The sequence below is a fragment of the Ochrobactrum sp. MYb379 genome (assembly GCF_037479515.1).
GTDB lineage: Bacteria > Pseudomonadota > Alphaproteobacteria > Rhizobiales > Rhizobiaceae > Brucella.
The window spans coordinates 94,674-112,427 of sequence record NZ_JBBGYW010000012.1 but is presented as its reverse complement, the minus strand read 5'-3'; the positions used below and the strand labels follow the sequence as shown (position 1 = coordinate 112,427).

The following is a 17,754-nucleotide window of genomic DNA, read 5'->3' as shown; positions in this document are numbered from 1 at the left end:
GTGTCAACCCATTTTTTTCAAGAAATTCACAGCCTTACAAACCGTTCCTTCCTCAACACATCAACAAGACTTCCATCTTACCAATGCCGCCCAACTAACCACTTTCAACATCTCTGTCAATCGCTTCCGCTGAACTACAAGGACGAGGCAACCTGCCGCTAGCAGCGTCGCCGCCCTCGTTGGAAGCCATATAGACCCTACTTCCCGAAACTGTCAACGAACTTTCACAAAAAATCGCAAACTTTCTTTCCACAGGCAATATGGTCCTTTTTAACCAAAACTCAACCACTATCACCGCCTGATTCCAATTTTTACGACAGTGAAATGACAATCAATGAATTATTTCTTCGCAATAGACGGCGGCGGAACAGGATCTCGCGCAATACTCGCTGACAAAAATGGCGCCATCCTCGGAAAAGGCACATCCGGTCCCGCGAATATCGGTGCCGATACGCCCAATGCCATTATTAATATTACGGAAGCCTCCGAACAGGCCCGGCTCGACGCGGGATTGCACTCTTCTATATATGCAACGAGTAGCGCCGTACTCGGACTGGCCGGAGCAAACTCCATTGCTTGCCGTGATAACGCTTATAAAGAGCTGCCGTTCGCAAGGAGCAGAATCGTTTCGGATACTGTAACGGCCCTTCAAGGCGCACTCGGCAATGGCGACGGCGCTATTGTTATTCTTGGCACCGGCTCAGCATTTGCGAAGAGAACAGGAGATAGCGTCGAGGTTATAGGTGGGCGTGGCTTCATGCTCAGCGATCATGCAGGCGGCGCGCGTCTTGGCCGTGATCTGCTTGAACAAACATTGCTTGCTCACGACGGAATCGTTAGCGGGACAGCTTTGACCAATGCTGTAATGGACAAGTTCAGCAATGATGCGCGCAAAATCACCCAGTTTTCGAGATCGGCAACTGCCGCAGATTACGCTGCCTTTGCACCAATGATCTTTCAGTTTGCGAAGAAAGGCGATTTGCTGGGTTCGCAGCTTCTTTCGGATGCATGCCTGATGATCGAGCGGAATCTGCGTGCTTTGGGCGTAGAGAAGTTGAGACGGTTCAGCATCACAGGCGGGCTGGCGCATTCATATGCCTCGCTGGATTCTCTGCCCTATAAGGAATTTTACGTTCCCGCGCAGGGCGACAGCTTGCAAGGCGCACTCGCATTGGCCCTGCAAGACAGCTCGGTTTGAAACAAAAATTCTCTCTGCGTCATCACATGCGACGCGAAGGTAACTTGTCCCGCCCTGCTTTCCTGCCTAATTCTTTTAAAAGAGAGAAACAGGGTTTGAATTATCAGACGGATATGACAGCAGGGATGCCATGCTAACAAAAAAAGGCAAATACGGCCTGAAAGCCATGGTGCATCTTGCCGGTGTGTCTGATGGTCATCTGGTTTCAGCAAGTGAGATCGCTGAGCGTCATCATATTCCGCGCAAATTTCTCGATAATATATTCACCGAACTGCGCAATGCAGGCTTTGTGCTCAGTCGCAAAGGCAAAGGTGGCGGGTTTTGTCTGGCGCGTCCAGCCAATGAAATTCACATTGGCAATATTATCCGCGCACTGGATGGCGCACTGGCTCCAATCGCCTGTGCCAGCAAGACTGATTATCAGCCATGTGACGACTGCGACGAAACGGAATGCGAAGTTCGTCACATGATGCTCGACGTGCGTGAGGCAATCGCCAATGTCCTCGATCACCGCACACTTGCCGACAGTAGGGCTTCTGAACTTGCCATACTGTCGGCTGAGTAAGCTTTAAGCCGCGACAGACCAGCTCGGAAAAGGATCGTTTAGCCCAAGCCAGCTTTCCGGCTTGAACACTTCTTCTGTCACCAAACAGCTATCAAGCTCAGCAATAATCGACGCCTTATCCATCGGATCAACGCCGATGAAGACAATTTCCTGCCGACGATCACCCCATTCTGAATCGAGATAGTCTTGCATTGCACGATGCCATTCGGGTTCTTGAGGCCAGTAACTGCGTGGTACTGCCGACCACCAGCGCCCGCGCTTGTTTGTGCGCACCAATGCGCCCGCTTGGCTCAGTTCGCCGACATAATCAGGACGTGTTGCCAGCCAGAAAAAGCCTTTAGCGCGGACAACACCCGGCCAGCTCTTATCAATAAAGGTCTGGAACCGTGCTGGATCAAACGGGCGTCGCGCCCGATAGACGAATGAGCGAACGCCATATTCTTCAGTTTCCGACACGTGATCGTGGAAACCGTAGAGTTCCTTATACCAAAGGGGATGCTCATGGGCACGATTGAAGTCGAAGCGTTTTGTGTTCAAAATCGCATCAAGCGTAGCCTGACCGAAATCGACTTCTTCAATCCGGGCATCAGGATTAAGCGAACGGATCACCTTACGCGCAAGGTCGAGTTCTTCTGTGGAAGCCGTCGAAACCTTGTTGAGTATCACAACGTCAGCAAATTCGATCTGTTCGACCAGCAGATCGACCAGCGTGCGCTCATCCTCATCGCCAAGCGACTCCCCACGATCACGCAAAAAATCATTGGAAGAATAATCTTTCAACAGATTGGCAGCATCAACGACGGTCACCATCGTATCAAGACGCGCGAGATCAGACAGGCTTTCGCCCTTCTCATCGCGAAATTCAAATGTCGCAGCGACCGGCAGAGGCTCAGATATGCCGGTCGATTCGATCAAAAGATAATCAAAACGGTCTTGTGCAGCGAGTTGCGCCACTTCTTTGAGGAGATCATCGCGCAAAGTGCAGCAAATGCAGCCATTGGTCATTTCAACAAGCTGTTCTTCAGTGCGCGACAGGTCGGCCCCACCCTCACGGACCAATGCTGCATCAATATTGATTTCGCTCATATCGTTGACGATTACCGCAACGCGGCGGTTCTCACGATTATTGAGAACATGATTGAGAAGTGTTGTTTTACCGGCACCGAGAAAGCCGGACAGAACAGTGACGGGAAGCCTTTTCATGACAAATCCTTCGCTGGCGTTTGTAAGATCAGCTGCACTTGCAGCATTGCTGGCTATTTTAATGTTATATCATTACATTTATTGGGCTAAAAAGAGGCGGCAAAGCCACCTTTAAGCATGATATTCAGCAATCGAACCAAACTCGATGCGCCCCATGGAATGAACTCAAGATAAGTTCCTTAATGGTTTAATCAGCTTTCACTGATCAATTATGCCGGACCATCATTTAAGACGGCCCGGCACAACAACTGGTCACTTCCGGGTGGGGTCCCGGAATGAAGGTGTGACCAGTGCTACTTCGACAAACAATTCTTAAGGGAGTCGGCCAGATTGCGAATAAGCTGCGGGTAAAGATCCGGGCCGTCCTTCAATTCCGCACCAAGCGGATCGAGAACGCCAGTCTTTGCATCTGTTCCATCGATGACTGTATTAACCAGCTTTGGCTCAAACTGTGGCTCTGAGAAAACGCAAACTGCGCCCAGCGATTTGATTTTCTCGTGAATGTCCTTAATGCGACCTGCACCTGGTGCCTTTTCGGGGCTGACCGTAATCGATCCCGCAGCCTTAACGCCGAAGCGGTTTTCGAAATACTGGTAGGCATCGTGGAAGACAATGAACGGCTTGTCTTTGACAGGCTGAAGTTCTGTTTCAATATCTTTATTCAGCGCATCCAACTTGTCGGCATAATCAGCAGCATTCTTTTCGTATTGCGCGGCATGTTCCGGATCGTTCTCACTTAGAACCTTGGCAATATTGCCAACCAGCACTTTGCCATTCTGCGGATCTAGCCAGAAATGCAGATCAAACTCGCCATGGTGGTGATCGTGTCCCGCTTCATCGGATTCATCAGCGTGAGCATGCTTGTGGTCATGTCCGTCATCGTGTTTGTGATCATGGCTGTCATGTGAATGCGCTTCAGCACCATGATCATGGCCTTCATGTCCGTGATCGTGTGCCTCAAATGGTCCACCTTCGCGGAATTTCAGCTTCGTCAGACCATCTGCCTCACCAAGCGCAACCACTTTTGCACCTTCGCCCAATGTATCGATTGGCTTATCGAGGAATGTTTCCATCGAAGGCCCCGCCCAGAAGATAACTTTTGCACCCTCAATCGCCTTCGCATCAGAAGGCTTAAGATTATAAGAGTGTTCCGATCCCGCACCCTGCACAATCAACTTCGGCTCGCCCACGCCCTGCATCACCGCAGAGACCAGCGAATGGAGCGGCTTTATCGACACAACAACGCCTTCACGCTCGGCGGCAAAAGCCGCACCGCTCAAAACAGTCATAAAGGCAGATGCTAAAAGCAGGGATTTTAGGTGTTTCATGATAGCTTTCTCAAAATCTCTCTTGAACGTCCGTTGAAGCGAAACAACATATGTGAGTGATATGTTATTTTATTACATCATTTGCGTTATGCTATAACGTCTGCAATAAGGAGACACAACCTCTTTTTGGAGAATTGTTCACAGCACGAAAGCGTCAGACGCAAATGATCGCGAATCGGCATATCGTTCACACATCTTGAGACAAGAATTTCGGGAGCAGCTTTTTATCGGCAGATAAACCGGCACATGCTCTCAAAAAGGCAGCGAAAGCTCATTTTATATGGCCCATAAGACCGCCCTCCCCGCAGATGCCACGCGGGAGCCACTGATAGAATTAAAAGGTGCCGGCGTTTTCCGTGATGGTCGCTGGCTGGTGCGCAATGTCGACTTGACGATTCATCGTGGTGAAATTGTCACGCTCATTGGTCCCAATGGTGCGGGTAAAAGCACGACGGCCAAAATGGCACTTCATATTCTAAAGCCCGATGAGGGCGAAATCCGCCATCTCAAAGGCCTGCGCATCGGTTATGTACCGCAGAAGATCAATATCGACCGGACCATGCCGTTGTCGGTTGAACGGCTGATGACGCTAACCGGACCGCTTTCGAAAGCCGATATTCTCCACGCACTTGATGCGGTTGGAATCACGCATCTTCTCAAGGCTGAAATTGCCAACCTGTCTGGCGGCGAGTTTCAGCGTGCGCTGATGGCGCGTGCCCTCGCCCGCAAACCAGATATTATGGTGCTTGATGAGCCCGTGCAGGGCGTCGATTTTTCCGGTGAAGCTGCACTTTATGAGCTGATCGCAAAGTTGCGCGACGATACCGGCTGCGGCGTATTGCTGATTTCACATGATCTGCATCTGGTGATGGCTGCAACCGACCGCGTTATCTGCTTAAATGGCCATGTCTGTTGCAGCGGTACACCGCGCGATGTGACGACAAGTCCTGAATATGTGCGCCTGTTCGGAAGCCGTGCGGTTGGTCCACTGGCCGTTTATGAACATCACCATGATCACACGCATCTGCCGGATGGTCGCGTCATGCATGCTGATGGCAGCGTGACAGATCATTGCCACTCTGATGACGGTCATCATCATGAGGATGAGCACCATCACCACCATGAGGGAGATAAGCCCCATGCTTGACGATTTTTTCACACGCGCGCTCATTGCCGGTATTGGCCTCGCACTGACCACAGGTCCGCTCGGCTGTTTCATTGTGTGGCGGCGTATGGCCTATTTCGGCGATACGATGGCGCATTCGGCCCTGCTGGGCGTGGCTTTAGCGCTGATCCTCGACATCAACCTGATGATAGGGGTTTTTGCAGTATCAGTCGCAATCTCGGCAATCCTGCTTCTGCTTCAAAAGCGACATTCGCTTTCGGCAGATTCCCTTCTGGGCATTCTATCCCACGCAACTCTATCGCTTGGGCTGGTCATTGTCGCCTTTATGACATGGGTGCGTGTCGACCTACTGTCGTTCTTGTTTGGCGATTTGCTGGCCGTATCGCGACTGGATATTGCTTTTATCTATGGCGGCGGCATTCTGGTGCTCGCAGTGCTGGCATGGCTTTGGCGGCCATTGCTTGCCGCAACACTGAGCGAGGATATTGCGCGTGCTGAGGGCCTTAACCCGGCCTTATCACGCATTATCTTTATGCTTTTGCTGGCAATTGTTATTGCAATTTCGATGAAGATCGTCGGCATCTTGCTGATAACGTCACTTCTGATTATTCCTGCCGCCACCGCACGGCGCTTCGCATCGACACCAGAACAAATGGCCATTATGGCATCCGTCATCGGCGCGCTTGGCGTGATCGGTGGGCTTTATGGTTCGGTTGAGTTTGATACGCCTTCCGGCCCATCAATCGTCGTTGCTGCACTTGCTATTTTCATTTTAAGCCTCTTACCACTACATAAGAGACAGGCTTCACCGAAACGGACCGCTGGACAATGAGCAATCACACCGATCATAACCATGCCCATACGCACATATCGCACGATCTGACGCGCAACCAGTCGCTGGTTTTTGATGTGCTGTCCAAAGCGGATGGCCCGCTCAGCGCCTATACAATCCTTGATCAGTTGCGCGACGATGGCTTTCGCGCACCGTTGCAGGTCTATCGTGCACTGGAAAAACTACTCGATTACGGGATGATTCATCGTCTCGAAAGCCTCAATGCTTTCGTTGCCTGCGCGCATCCACAATGCCATGAGCATGGCCTCATTGCTTTTGCAATTTGCGAGCAGTGCGGACAGGTGACAGAGTTCTCCGATTCAGCGATCGAAAACCTTGTCAGTGCATGGAGCGTGCAGAGCGGTTTCAAATCGCGGAAAACGACGCTGGAATTGCGTGGTTTGTGTGAGAAATGCGGCACGCACTGAAGCATGTCGCGGAAAAGTGGGAACCGGTTTTCCGATAACGAAATACCTAAAAGCACAGAGTTAGATCGAGCGCTGTGAATGCTAATGAGCGTGGCACGCTCTTAATCAACTTATAAAAAAGCGAATATTCATCCGCCTTTTTATAAGTGCTCATTAGACATTACATAAACAGGTGTTGAACCTCAGGCATATCAATAATGCCAAGTGAGAGTGCCGTTGCAACAGCTGACGTTCTGTTAGAGCAATTCAGCTTTATCTTGGCATTTTGCAGATATGTTACGACTGTCCAGCGGGCGATGCTGAGAATCTCTGCAATTTCTCCGTCGGTTTTTCCACTTGCTGCCCAGCGCAAGCAATCAACTTCACGTGGTGTCAGCAGGCCAGAAGCAGAGTTCGCATCTTTTCCGCCGCATAAACCATTGTGAATAATGCCTGAAACACTCAGAAGGCGTGGTCGCATACGCTCCACGAAATTTTCGTGGCTTTCGTCTGTCACATCAAAGCTGAAGACCGTACAGCCTGCTATGCCTTTTTGGCTGCGCGCTGAGACACCAATATAAAGATTACCAAGGCCGTGCTTTTCAGCGTCCTGCAAAAACTCCATAACAGCCGGGCACTGTTTTGCGTCATCATCAAGGTTCCGAACAACGCCACTTGAATCGCTGCGAAAATACGGTGCATCCTCCTGAAAAACAGGATCGATAAGAAAATAATTCTTCGCTGAATATCGTGTTGACCAATTGGTCGGAACCGTCATGACAACAGTCAAATCATCCGGCGATGCTTTTGAATTATCGCCAATACGCCCCCGGAAGGTGTGAATGATGTGGCGGCAACCTATCTCATCACGAATCCGCTGAAGAAGGGTAAGCGTTTCGGACTGGAAAGATAGTCCAAAGAAGGTCTTTTTAAAGTTAGGAAAATGTATCAAGTCTAAAGTCATTGGCTAATATCCCTGGTAATAAAATGTCCAAAATGGACGCACAAAATTGAACATTTATTTTGAGAATCGATGCTTCAAGTACGTCAATTCCTCATCAGTCACATAAAAAATACGTCTTAAATCAACTCGCAATATCTTTACTGCAAGAAACTATGTGCACTAACTTTGTGGAAAAATATGGATATTGCGCCAAAAACTGGCAATTATTACAAAAAAATACCCAATTGTGATTGGACGTGAACCGCAGTGTTCCATTTTTAAACAGCGGAGGATTTAGGACTTACGATTTACGTCCGAAAGCCTTGAAGAAAAAATCAACGGCTGATTCAACGTTTCGAACAATCGCCTCATGCGATGGCGGTTCGGATAGCGCACCAAAAAGGCGCGGCCTGTACAGGCCAGCCAAAAACAAATCAGTCAGCTGATAAGCTTTCTCCATAGCATCTACAGGCTCGAGTTCTCCGTCCTTGACCATTTTTTCCATATATTCGGCCATAACGAGCAGCGTGCGTTTTGGGCCTCGCTCATAAAAACGTGCGGCGAGTTCCGGTTTGCGTTCGCTCACCCCGATGATAATGCGTTGCGCCCGTACTGCCGTTGATGACGTGATAAGCGTAACAAGGGCAATACCAAATTCCACCAGTTCACTGCGTGTGGAGAACCCACGTTCCAGCTTGTCGATCAAGCCACTAAACATTGTGTGTCGATAATGCTCACAAAGCGCGACAAACAGATCCTCTTTACTATTAAAGTAAACGTAAATTGTACCCTTTGAGACGCCAGCTTCACGCGTAATGTCGTTCATGCTTGCAGCATCGAAACCCATTCGCAGGAACACATCTTGCGCACCTTCGAGAATTTGCTGACGCTTTGCAGGGTCTTGACCCGCTCCAAGACGCGCACGACCGCATTCAGCATCCGAACTACCGACAGTTTCCACCGTAGTGCTTTCGCTAACCATTGATGCGGTCTGTTCTATGCGGCATTCACGATTCATTGTACAAGACTCTTAAATTTTCTCGAACCAAACGGTTCGATGAGACTTGATATGGGCAAGTTATTGCTCTAAGTCAACATCGAACCAAGCGGTTCGTTGAAGCGGTTATACAGAAAGTTTGTCTCATGTCCGCCCCCAAGTCTGTTGATACAGCTGATATTCGACCATTCCCGACGTCAGTGCCGCAGGGTGAGCAAGCCCGCGTGAATGCCGAGCCGTTGAGCGAACGTCCCGCTCCGCAGGCAACACCGGACACATCTGCGCCCAGCGCTCCTTCCGCACCCGCAAAAGGCGGCAACAAAAAAGGCTTTGGCAAGCGTGTAATGCTTCCAGGGCTTTTGATCGTCGCTGTCGCGGGCGGACTTTGGTATGGCTACGACTGGTGGACGGTCGGTCGCTTCATGGTTTCGACCGATGATGCATATGTGCAGGGCGATATCGCTTCTATCGCACCAAAGGTCACTGGCTATATCGAAAACATTCCGGTTGTTGCCAATCAGCAGATTAAAGCGGGCGATGTTATCTTCCAGCTTGATTCAGGCGACTACAAGATCGCGCTTGATGAAGCCGAAGCAAAGCTTGCAACCCAGCAGCAGACGCTGAACCGGATCACCGCGCAGATTGATGCATCCAAGGCAGCGCTTGAACAGACACAGGCAGATGAGCAGGCATCGCAGGCGGTTCTGAAGAACGCTGAAAGCACAATGGTCCGCATCCAGAAGCTGCATGACACGCGCTTTTCGGCACAGTCTGAACTCGACAATGCGCAGTCCGCGCTTGATCAAGCCAAAGCGAAGCTCGCCGGATCAAAGGCACAGATCGCATCGGCCAATGCCAATATCGACGTTTTAAATGCACAGTATAAGGAATCAGAAAGCGGCGTTCGTTCGCTCGAGCTTGCACGCGATAAGGCTGCACGTGATCTTGATTTCACAACATTGCGCGCACCGTTTGACGGTGTCGTCGGTAATCTTTCGGGCAAGAAGGGCGATCTCGTTTCAGCAGGCCAGAAGATTGCAGCACTTGTTCCAGTGAATGCGCTCTATATTGATGCAAACTTCAAGGAAACGCAGCTCGGCCACATTAAGACCGGCGAGACAGCGCGTATCTATGTCGATGCTATCGATGGTCCTTACATTGAAGGCAAGGTTGCATCAGTTGCACCGGCTTCGGGTGCGGTCTTCTCACTGCTTCCACCAGAAAACGCGACCGGCAACTTCACCAAGATTGTTCAGCGCGTTCCAGTTCGCATTACCATTCCCCAGGAAGCGCTTGATTCAGGCAAAATTCGCGCAGGTCTGAGCGTTACTGTCGAAGTCGACACACGCACAGCGCCAGCGGACAAGGCCGAGTAAGGCACTGAGCAGCCTTTATAAAAACAATGCAGTGGCGCGGTTTTAAGCTTCGCGCCACCATCCTTTTTCCTTTTCGGAGTGCGCCTTCATGGCTGCAAACACCACGATGGGGCCAATGGCTCCGGCAGATGATCGCATTGATCCCAAGAAAGCGATTGCTTTTCTTGCGATGGTGTTTGGCATGTTCATGGCAATTCTGGACATCCAGATTGTTTCTGCATCGCTGTCTGAAATTCAGGCGGGCCTTAGTGCCAGTTCCGATGAAATTTCGTGGGTGCAAACGTCCTATCTGATTGCCGAAGTCATCATGATTCCGCTCTCAGGTTTCCTGGGCCGACTTGTCTCGACGCGCGTGTTGTTCACCGTATCAGCCGCAGGCTTTACACTTGCATCGATGCTCTGCGCAACGGCGACCAATATCGATCAGATGATCGTCTACCGCGCCATTCAGGGCTTCATCGGCGGCGGTATGATTCCAAGCGTGTTTGCGGCAGCCTTTACGATCTTTCCGCCATCCAAGCGCTCTATCGTCTCTCCGATGATCGGCCTTGTTGCAACGCTTGCACCGACAATCGGACCGACGATTGGCGGCTATCTCAGCCACGCTTTTTCGTGGCACTGGCTATTCCTCGTCAATGTTGGCCCCGGCATTCTGGTGACTATCGCCGCGTGGAACCTTATCGACTTTGACGAAGGCGACCGCTCGCTTTTGAGCAAGTTCGACTGGTGGGGACTTGCTGGCATGGCCGCATTCCTTGGCTCCATGGAATACGTGCTTGAAGAAGGCCCTCGCAATGACTGGCTTCAGGATGAAGCGATCTTCATTCTGACCGGCGTTATGACTGTCGGCGGCATCATGTTCTTCTACCGCGCATTCACTGCCGAAGAACCCATCGTGGATTTGCGAGCGTTTAAAAACGTCAATTTTGCCTTTGGCTCACTGTTTTCCTTTGTGATGGGCGTCGGTCTTTATGGCCTCACCTATCTCTATCCGCTCTATCTCAGTCAGATACGTGGCTACGACGCGCTGATGATTGGTGAAGCGCTGTTTGTCAGCGGCCTCGCCATGTTCTTCACAGCCCCCCTTGCCGGTTTCTTGTCAAACCGCATGGACCCACGCTTGATGATGATGATCGGCTTTTTGGGATTTGCGGCTGGTACATGGATGGTTACGGGCCTGACCGCCGACTGGGACTTCTATGAACTTCTGATCCCGCAGATTCTGCGCGGCTGTTCGCTGATGCTTTGTATGGTGCCGATCAACAATCTCGCACTTGGAACCCTGCCCCCTGCCCTGATGAAAAACGCATCCGGTCTGTTCAATCTGACGCGTAACCTTGGTGGTGCGGTTGGTCTGGCGGTCATCAATACGATTCTCACGCGCCGCAGTGATATGCATTACGAGCGTCTGGCCGAACACGTGCGTTGGGGCAATGCGGAAGCAGAGCAGATGCTTGCCAATCTGACGGCCAAATATAACGCCGCCGGTCTTGATGGTGCGACAATTGCCATTTCCAAAATGTCGGGCATGGTGCGCCAGCAAGCAACGCTGATGTCATTCATCGATGTGTTCTTCATCCTCACGATGATGTTCTGCTCGCTGGCCGTTTGCGCAATCATGCTGCGCAAGCCAAAGCAGGCAGCTGGTGGCGGTGGTGGCGGTCACTAGCCCCCTTTTAAATAACTGAAGCCGGTTTCATACGAAACCGGCTTCGCTTCGCTCACCGTTCATAAATTTTCGTTTGAAAGCACTCTGCCCGCGCCATGCCGCGTGCAGGCTAAAGCCTGTCGTTTTGAGAAAAGCTTCTTTTCAAAATGTGACAATGACGAAACCTCTGTCACATTTATTGTCATAAAAATGCAGTTCATCCGTTAGGGTCAATTGCTAAGTCCCTGAAAACGTGTTTCACTTTCGGTCGTTGATAATTTGTGACAATCGACAAACTGTCATCCAACCGTCATCTAGGGCGGCTATCGGGAGTGCGCGAACACTGGAATCGACCGGGAGCGTTCGCCCGACTTAACAGGGGAGTTTAACAATGCTTGCATTTACTGCGCGTCTGCTGTCGCTTTCGACCGCAATCGCTGTCGGTGGGGTTTCGATCGCTGCCGCTGAACCATCAGCTGAACTTATCGCCGCTGCTAAAGCCGAAGGCGAACTGACCACAATCGCGCTGCCACACGACTGGTGCGGCTATGGCGACATCATCAAGAGCTTCAAAGACAAGTATGGCCTGAAGGTCAACGAACTGAACCCAGATGCGGGTTCGGGCGACGAAATCGAAGCCATCAAGGCAAACAAAGACAATAAGGGCCCACAGGCTCCTGACGTTATCGACGTCGGCTTTGCTTTCGGCACGACTGCAAAGAAAGACGGCCTGATCCAGCCTTACAAAGTCGCAACCTGGGACGAAATTCCAGATAGCGCGAAAGACCCAGAAGGTTACTGGTACGGCGATTATTACGGCGTTCTTGGTTTCGAAGTGAACAAGGACATTGTGAAGGACGTCCCACAGGATTGGGAAGACCTGCTCAAGAGCGATTATGCAAACTCGGTTGCTCTCGCTGGTGATCCGCGCGTTTCCGCACAGGCAATCCTCGGCGTTCACGCTGCTGGTATCGCACGTGGTGCAGAACCAGGTGCCGAAGCTGGCAAGAAGGGCCTTGAATTCTTCAAGGAACTCAGCGCCAAGGGCAACTTCGTTCCAGTTATCGGCAAGGCCGCTTCGCTGGCACAGGGCTCGACCCCTATCGTCATTCGTTGGGATTATAACGCGCTCGCCGACCGTGATACGCTCAAGGGCAATCCGGAAATCGAAACCGTTATTCCAAAGACTGGTGTTGTTGCTGGCGTTTACGTTCAGGCAATCAGCGCTTACGCACCACATCCAAACGCTGCTAAGCTCTGGATGGAACATCTTTACTCGGACGAAGGCCAGCTTGGCTACCTGAAGGGCTATTGCCACCCAATCCGCTTCAACGCGATGGCTAAGGCTGGCAAGATCCCACAGGAAATGCTCGACAAGCTGCCACCAGCAGATGCCTATGAAAAGGCTATCTTCCCAACTCTTGAACAGATTGAAACCGCTCAGGAAGAAATCACCAAGAACTGGGATAGCGTTGTTGGCGCAAACGTTCAGTAAGCGATTTTAGAGCGCCGTGCGCCCTCTTGGGCGCACAAAGATCGCTCTAACACGCTAAAAACAGGGCGTAATTTATATTAAACTGCTTCAAGTTTAAGAAATTACGCTCTGGCTCGCCCTGTTTAAGACCTGTGACGACCAGCAATGGTCGTCACAGTGTTTGCAGAACGGTTAAAGAAAGAGCATATGAGTTCAACAGCCGATACAGACGCACCCTTCAAGCCGGTGCGTAAGCGCCAACTGCCGCTTTCATATATCGGCGTTGCGCCCTTTTTCCTGTTCGCAATTCTCTTCCTGCTATGGCCGACGATGTATCTCATCGTTGGTGCATTTCAGGACCCGGACGGCAATTTCACACTCAAAAACGTTCAGGATCTTTTCCAGCCTCAGATCATGAGTGCCTATTGGATTTCGATCAAAGTCAGCCTCGCATCTGCGCTTGGTGGCGCATTTATTGGCTTCTTTCTGGCTTGGGCCGTGGTGCTTGGCAATCTGCCGCGCTGGCTGCGCCCAACAGTTCTGACTTTCTCTGGCGTTGCATCAAATTTCGCTGGCGTTCCGCTGGCCTTCGCGTTTCTCGCGACCCTTGGCCGTACCGGCTTCGTCACTATCCTGTTGCGCGACTGGTTCGGTTTCAATCTTTATTCGACAGGTTTTAACCTGTTGAGCTTCTTTGGTTTGACCATCACCTACTTGTTCTTCCAGATTCCGCTCATGGTGTTGATTCTCACGCCAGCGCTCGATGGTCTAAAGAAAGAATGGCGTGAAGCTTCATCGATCTTAGGCGCTACCAATCTGCAATATTGGCGGATGATCGCGTTTCCGATTCTCTGGCCCAGCCTGCTCGGAACGACACTGCTTTTGTTTGCAAACTCCTTTGGCGCTATCGCGACTGCTTATGCACTGACCGGCTCTTCGCTCAACATCGTTCCAATCCTGCTCTTTGCCCAGATCCGCGGCGATGTTCTGCATAACCAGAATCTTGGCTACGCGCTGGCGCTTGGCATGATCGTGATCACAGGCCTTTCCAATCTTCTTTACATCTGGCTGCGTATGCGTGCCGAAAGGTGGCAACGATGAAAAAGGCCTTTAATCCCCAAAAAATTGGGGCATGGATCGCCTTTCTGATTGGCGCGATCTACTTCCTCGTTCCGCTGATTGGGACGTTTGAATTTTCGCTGCGCATGCGTCGTGGCGAATATTCCTTCGATGCCTATCGGGTGGTGTTCAGTGACCCGAACTTTCAGGCAACTTTCAGCTATTCGATCATACTCGGCATTCTGACCATCATCTTTGGTGTGCTGCTGGTGGTGCCAACGGCTTATTGGGTGCGTCTGCGTCTGCCGCATCTGCGTCCGCTGATCGAGTTCATCACGCTGATGCCGCTGGTTATTCCGGCCATTGTTATCGTGTTCGGTTATCTGCGCATTTATAACTCGTCGTCATGGCTTCCGTTTACCGCATCGACACGCGCTACCGATCTGCTTTTGATGTTCGGCTATATGACATTGTCGCTACCATACATGTATCGTGCTGTTGATACCGCCATGCGCACGATTGATGTTCGCACGCTCACCGAAGCAGCGCAGAGCCTTGGCGCTGGCTGGGGACGCATCATGTTTAAAGTGATTTTCCCGAATGTGATTTCGGGTGTCATGAGCGGTGCATTCATCACCTTTGCTATCGTGATTGGCGAATTTACGCTGGCTTCACTTCTCAATCGCCCGGCCTTTGGTCCTTATCTCCAGTTGGTTGGCGCAAACCGCGCTTATGAACCATCAGCGTTGGCGATTATCTCATTCGGCATTACGTGGCTTAGCATCATCATGTTGCAGCTCGTTTCGCGCCTCAATAAATTCAAGACAACCGCCGGGTAACATTCATGGCTTTTCTCAATCTCAAGCACCTGAAAAAGAGCTTCGGCGCTACTACCGTCGTCCACGATTTCAATCTCGCCGTCGAAAAAGGTGAGTTCGTTTCCTTCCTCGGCCCATCGGGCTGCGGCAAGACAACCGTTCTGCGCATGATCGCTGGCTTTGAAAGTGCCGATCAGGGCGCAATCGAAATCGACGGTAAAGACGTTGTTGATCTCAAGCCAAACCAGCGCAATATCGGCATGGTGTTTCAGGCCTATGCGCTTTTTCCAAACATGACCGTTACGCAAAACGTGGCTTTTGGTCTTCGCGTTTCGGGCAAACCGAAAGCTGAAATCGACGCGACGGTCAAAGAAATGCTCGGCCTGATCCGGCTCGAACATCTTGCAGACCGCTATCCTTATCAGATGTCCGGTGGTCAGCAGCAGCGTGTGGCACTAGCACGTGCGCTGGCAACCAAGCCGCAAGTGCTTTTGCTCGATGAACCACTTTCAGCGCTCGATGCAAAAATCCGTATCTCGCTACGCCAGGAAATCCGTGCGATCCAGCAGAAGCTAGGAATCACCACCGTATTCGTGACGCATGATCAGGAAGAAGCACTGTCGATCTCCGATCGTATCGTCGTCATGCATGAAGGGCGTGCTGATCAGATCGGCACACCATTCGATATTTACAACCGACCTGCATCGCGCTTCGTTGCTTCCTTCGTCGGCACACTCAACATGCTCGAAGCATCGGTGAGTGAACCGAGCCAGAACAGCATCGAACTTGATGGCCGCACGATCAAGGTGAACGACGAACTCGGCCACCATCCGAAGGGCAAGGCAATCACACTCGCTTTGCGTCCGGAAGCAGTCAGCATGGAAGCACGCAAGAGCCACGACACTGCACTCGATGCCACCATCGAAGACGTGCATTTCTTAGGCTCGGTCATTCGTACACGCGTCGCGCTTGGCAAGAACAAATTGTCATTCGACACCTTCAATGATCCCGCACTCACCCCGCCACAACGCGGCGACAAAGTGACGGTGCATTTCGCGGCGCATGATTTGCTCGTTTTGGCCGACTAAGCTCAAAGAAAAACAAAAAAGCCGCCCATTTGGGCGGCTTTTTTTATATTAAATACAAGCGAGACACGGTCGAGATTTTGGTTCTGATGAGCCGAAAATTGTGGCTTTCGAGAACCGGAGCACAGCGTACATAAAGTACGTGAGCACCGGCTCGCAGAAAGACGCTATTCGCAGCAAATCAGGGCCGAAATATCTCAGTTCCAAGGGCCGTGGAAGTCGCCTTCCTTATCGATGCGCTTAAAGCCATGCGACCCGAAGAAATCGCGCTGACCTTGAATAACATTGGCCGTACCCTGCGACTGCGTGAAGCTGTCGAAGTAGCTCAGTGCCGAACCCAATGCCGGAAGCGGCAGACCAGCAAGTGCTGACTGTGCAACGATCTTGCGAAGCCCCTTCGATGCCTTGCCCATGCGTTCAACAAAGGCAGGAACCAGCAGAAGGTTTTCAATTTCCTGACCTTCAAAGGCCTGTGCAATATCATCAAGGAACAGCGAACGAATGATGCAGCCTTCGCGCCAGATACGGGCAGTGGTTGCAAGCGGAATGTTCCAGTCGTGTTCCTTGGATGCTGCTGCCAGAACGGCAAAGCCCTGTGCATAAGCAACGATCTTACCAGCCAGCAAACCCTGCTCAAGATCAGCAAGGAACTGAGCCTGATCCGCAATATCCAGCGTGCGTGGTGCAGGCTTATAAGCCTTTTCAGCAGCTTCACGTTCCGCTTTCAACGACGAGATTGAACGCGCGTCAACCGCAGCTTCAATGCCAGTAGCCGGAACGCCGAGCATCTGTGCTTCAATCGCCGACCAGCGGCCTGTACCCTTCTGACCTGCCTGATCGAGGATCATATCGACCATCGCCTTGCCGGTTTCTGGATCAGTGGCTTTCAAAACCTTCGCAGTGATTTCAATGAGGTATGAATTGAGTGGACCGGCATTCCACTTTTCAAACACATCACCAATTGCAGGCGCCGAAAGGCCAAGACCGTCACGCAGGATGCCGTAGATTTCGGCGATCATCTGCATATCAGCATATTCGATGCCGTTGTGAACGGTTTTCACGAAATGGCCTGCACCATCAGGGCCAACCAGCGCACAGCAGGACTCACCCTTATACTTTGCAGCAGCAGCCAAAAGGATCGGCGCAATACGCTCATAGGCTTCTTCTGTGCCGCCAACCATCATTGACGGGCCATGGCGAGCGCCTTCTGCGCCACCCGATACACCCATACCAACAAAGGTTGGATCGTTCGGGCCGAGCGCCTTCAGACGACGCATCGTGTCACGATAGTCGGAGTTACCGGCATCGATCATGATGTCGCCAGCTTCGAGATATGCCTTAAGGCGGGTGGTTTCGGCATCGACCGGCGCGCCAGCCTTGATCAGGAAAATGATCGGGCGTGGCTTGCGGATATTGTCGGCCAGTTCTTCAAAAGTGGCGCAAGGGATGATCTTGTCACGCAGCGCGCCCGCTTTTTCGATGAATGCTTTCAGGACGGGCTCGTCGCGGTCATAGACGGCTACCGTGTAGCCCTTCTCGGCGATGTTCAGCGCAAGGTTCGAACCCATAACGCCAAGGCCGACCATTCCGATATCTGCTTTTTCCATTTTCTGCCCTTTTGAAACACAGCCATCTGGCTCGTCATACATAAATAGAGAGCCGACAGATTGGACTGTCGTAGCTGTTGCTATCGCA

At 51.4% G+C, this 17,754-nt stretch carries 16 protein-coding genes; 11 read left to right on the top strand and 5 right to left on the bottom strand.

The window, feature by feature from the left end; translation table 11 throughout:
• Positions 1 to 334: 334 nt before the first annotated feature.
• Positions 335 to 1,198, top strand: coding sequence for a BadF/BadG/BcrA/BcrD ATPase family protein (locus tag WH356_RS18640; protein WP_339513458.1), 864 nt, complete (start codon positions 335 to 337; stop codon positions 1,196 to 1,198).
• Positions 1,199 to 1,328: 130 nt separating this feature from the next.
• Entirely contained in the window at positions 1,329 to 1,763 is a 435-nt protein-coding gene (locus WH356_RS18635) for an RrF2 family transcriptional regulator (protein ID WP_250041678.1), read from the top strand.
• A 3-nt stretch (positions 1,764 to 1,766) separates the two neighbouring features.
• Here WH356_RS18635 and zigA read toward each other — a convergent pair whose 3' ends face one another.
• Both zigA and znuA read right to left on the bottom strand, forming a co-directional pair.
• Positions 1,767 to 2,966 carry a zinc metallochaperone GTPase ZigA gene (gene zigA, locus WH356_RS18630; protein WP_339513455.1) on the bottom strand — a complete coding sequence of 400 codons (1,200 nt, stop codon included), beginning with the start codon at positions 2,964 to 2,966 and terminating at the stop codon, positions 1,767 to 1,769.
• Positions 2,967 to 3,259: 293 nt separating this feature from the next.
• Entirely contained in the window at positions 3,260 to 4,294 is a 1,035-nt protein-coding gene (gene znuA, locus WH356_RS18625; RefSeq protein WP_339513453.1) for a zinc ABC transporter substrate-binding protein ZnuA, read from the bottom strand.
• 280 nt (positions 4,295 to 4,574) lie between these two features.
• Between znuA and WH356_RS18620 the strand changes: the two genes are divergently transcribed.
• Genes WH356_RS18620 through WH356_RS18610 form a run of 3 tightly spaced genes read left to right on the top strand, consistent with a single transcriptional unit; the run spans position 4,575 to position 6,680 of the window.
• Positions 4,575 to 5,441: a metal ABC transporter ATP-binding protein gene (locus tag WH356_RS18620; RefSeq protein ID WP_339513451.1), complete on the top strand. Its 867-nt coding sequence runs from the start codon at positions 4,575 to 4,577 to the stop codon at positions 5,439 to 5,441.
• Complete coding sequence (gene znuB / locus WH356_RS18615) at positions 5,392 to 6,252, top strand: zinc ABC transporter permease subunit ZnuB (protein ID WP_445253695.1); 861 nt, start codon at positions 5,392 to 5,394, stop codon at positions 6,250 to 6,252. Before WH356_RS18620 ends, znuB begins: the two co-directional genes overlap by 50 nt.
• Complete coding sequence (locus WH356_RS18610) at positions 6,249 to 6,680, top strand: Fur family transcriptional regulator (protein WP_339513449.1); 432 nt, start codon at positions 6,249 to 6,251, stop codon at positions 6,678 to 6,680. Before znuB ends, WH356_RS18610 begins: the two co-directional genes overlap by 4 nt.
• 160 nt (positions 6,681 to 6,840) lie before the next feature.
• On the opposite strand, the gene WH356_RS18605 is transcribed toward WH356_RS18610, so the two are convergent.
• Both WH356_RS18605 and WH356_RS18600 read right to left on the bottom strand, forming a co-directional pair.
• Complete coding sequence (locus WH356_RS18605; RefSeq protein ID WP_339513447.1) at positions 6,841 to 7,623, bottom strand: helix-turn-helix transcriptional regulator; 783 nt, start codon at positions 7,621 to 7,623, stop codon at positions 6,841 to 6,843.
• A gap of 280 nt (positions 7,624 to 7,903) precedes the next feature.
• Positions 7,904 to 8,584, bottom strand: coding sequence for a TetR/AcrR family transcriptional regulator (locus tag WH356_RS18600; RefSeq protein ID WP_339513472.1), 681 nt, complete (start codon positions 8,582 to 8,584; stop codon positions 7,904 to 7,906).
• Between the two features lie 161 nt (positions 8,585 to 8,745).
• On the opposite strand from WH356_RS18600, the gene WH356_RS18595 reads away from it, so the two are divergent.
• From WH356_RS18595 to WH356_RS18570, 6 genes are all read left to right on the top strand, one after another.
• Complete coding sequence (locus WH356_RS18595; protein ID WP_339513445.1) at positions 8,746 to 9,975, top strand: HlyD family secretion protein; 1,230 nt, start codon at positions 8,746 to 8,748, stop codon at positions 9,973 to 9,975.
• Positions 9,976 to 10,063: 88 nt separating this feature from the next.
• Positions 10,064 to 11,644: a DHA2 family efflux MFS transporter permease subunit gene (locus WH356_RS18590; RefSeq protein ID WP_339513443.1), complete on the top strand. Its 1,581-nt coding sequence runs from the start codon at positions 10,064 to 10,066 to the stop codon at positions 11,642 to 11,644.
• A gap of 370 nt (positions 11,645 to 12,014) precedes the next feature.
• Positions 12,015 to 13,118, top strand: a complete 1,104-nt coding sequence (locus WH356_RS18585) for an ABC transporter substrate-binding protein (RefSeq protein WP_339513441.1) — start codon at positions 12,015 to 12,017, stop codon at positions 13,116 to 13,118.
• A 186-nt stretch (positions 13,119 to 13,304) separates the two neighbouring features.
• Positions 13,305 to 14,198: an ABC transporter permease gene (locus tag WH356_RS18580; protein WP_339513439.1), complete on the top strand. Its 894-nt coding sequence runs from the start codon at positions 13,305 to 13,307 to the stop codon at positions 14,196 to 14,198.
• Positions 14,195 to 14,995, top strand: a complete 801-nt coding sequence (locus tag WH356_RS18575) for an ABC transporter permease (protein ID WP_339513437.1) — start codon at positions 14,195 to 14,197, stop codon at positions 14,993 to 14,995. The genes WH356_RS18580 and WH356_RS18575 overlap by 4 nt, the downstream gene beginning before the upstream one ends.
• A gap of 5 nt (positions 14,996 to 15,000) precedes the next feature.
• Positions 15,001 to 16,062: an ABC transporter ATP-binding protein gene (locus tag WH356_RS18570; RefSeq protein ID WP_339513435.1), complete on the top strand. Its 1,062-nt coding sequence runs from the start codon at positions 15,001 to 15,003 to the stop codon at positions 16,060 to 16,062.
• Between the two features lie 194 nt (positions 16,063 to 16,256).
• On the opposite strand, the gene gndA is transcribed toward WH356_RS18570, so the two are convergent.
• On the bottom strand, positions 16,257 to 17,666 hold the full coding sequence (gene gndA / locus WH356_RS18565) for an NADP-dependent phosphogluconate dehydrogenase (protein ID WP_339513433.1): 1,410 nt from the start codon (positions 17,664 to 17,666) through the stop codon (positions 16,257 to 16,259).
• Positions 17,667 to 17,754: the final 88 nt, after the last annotated feature.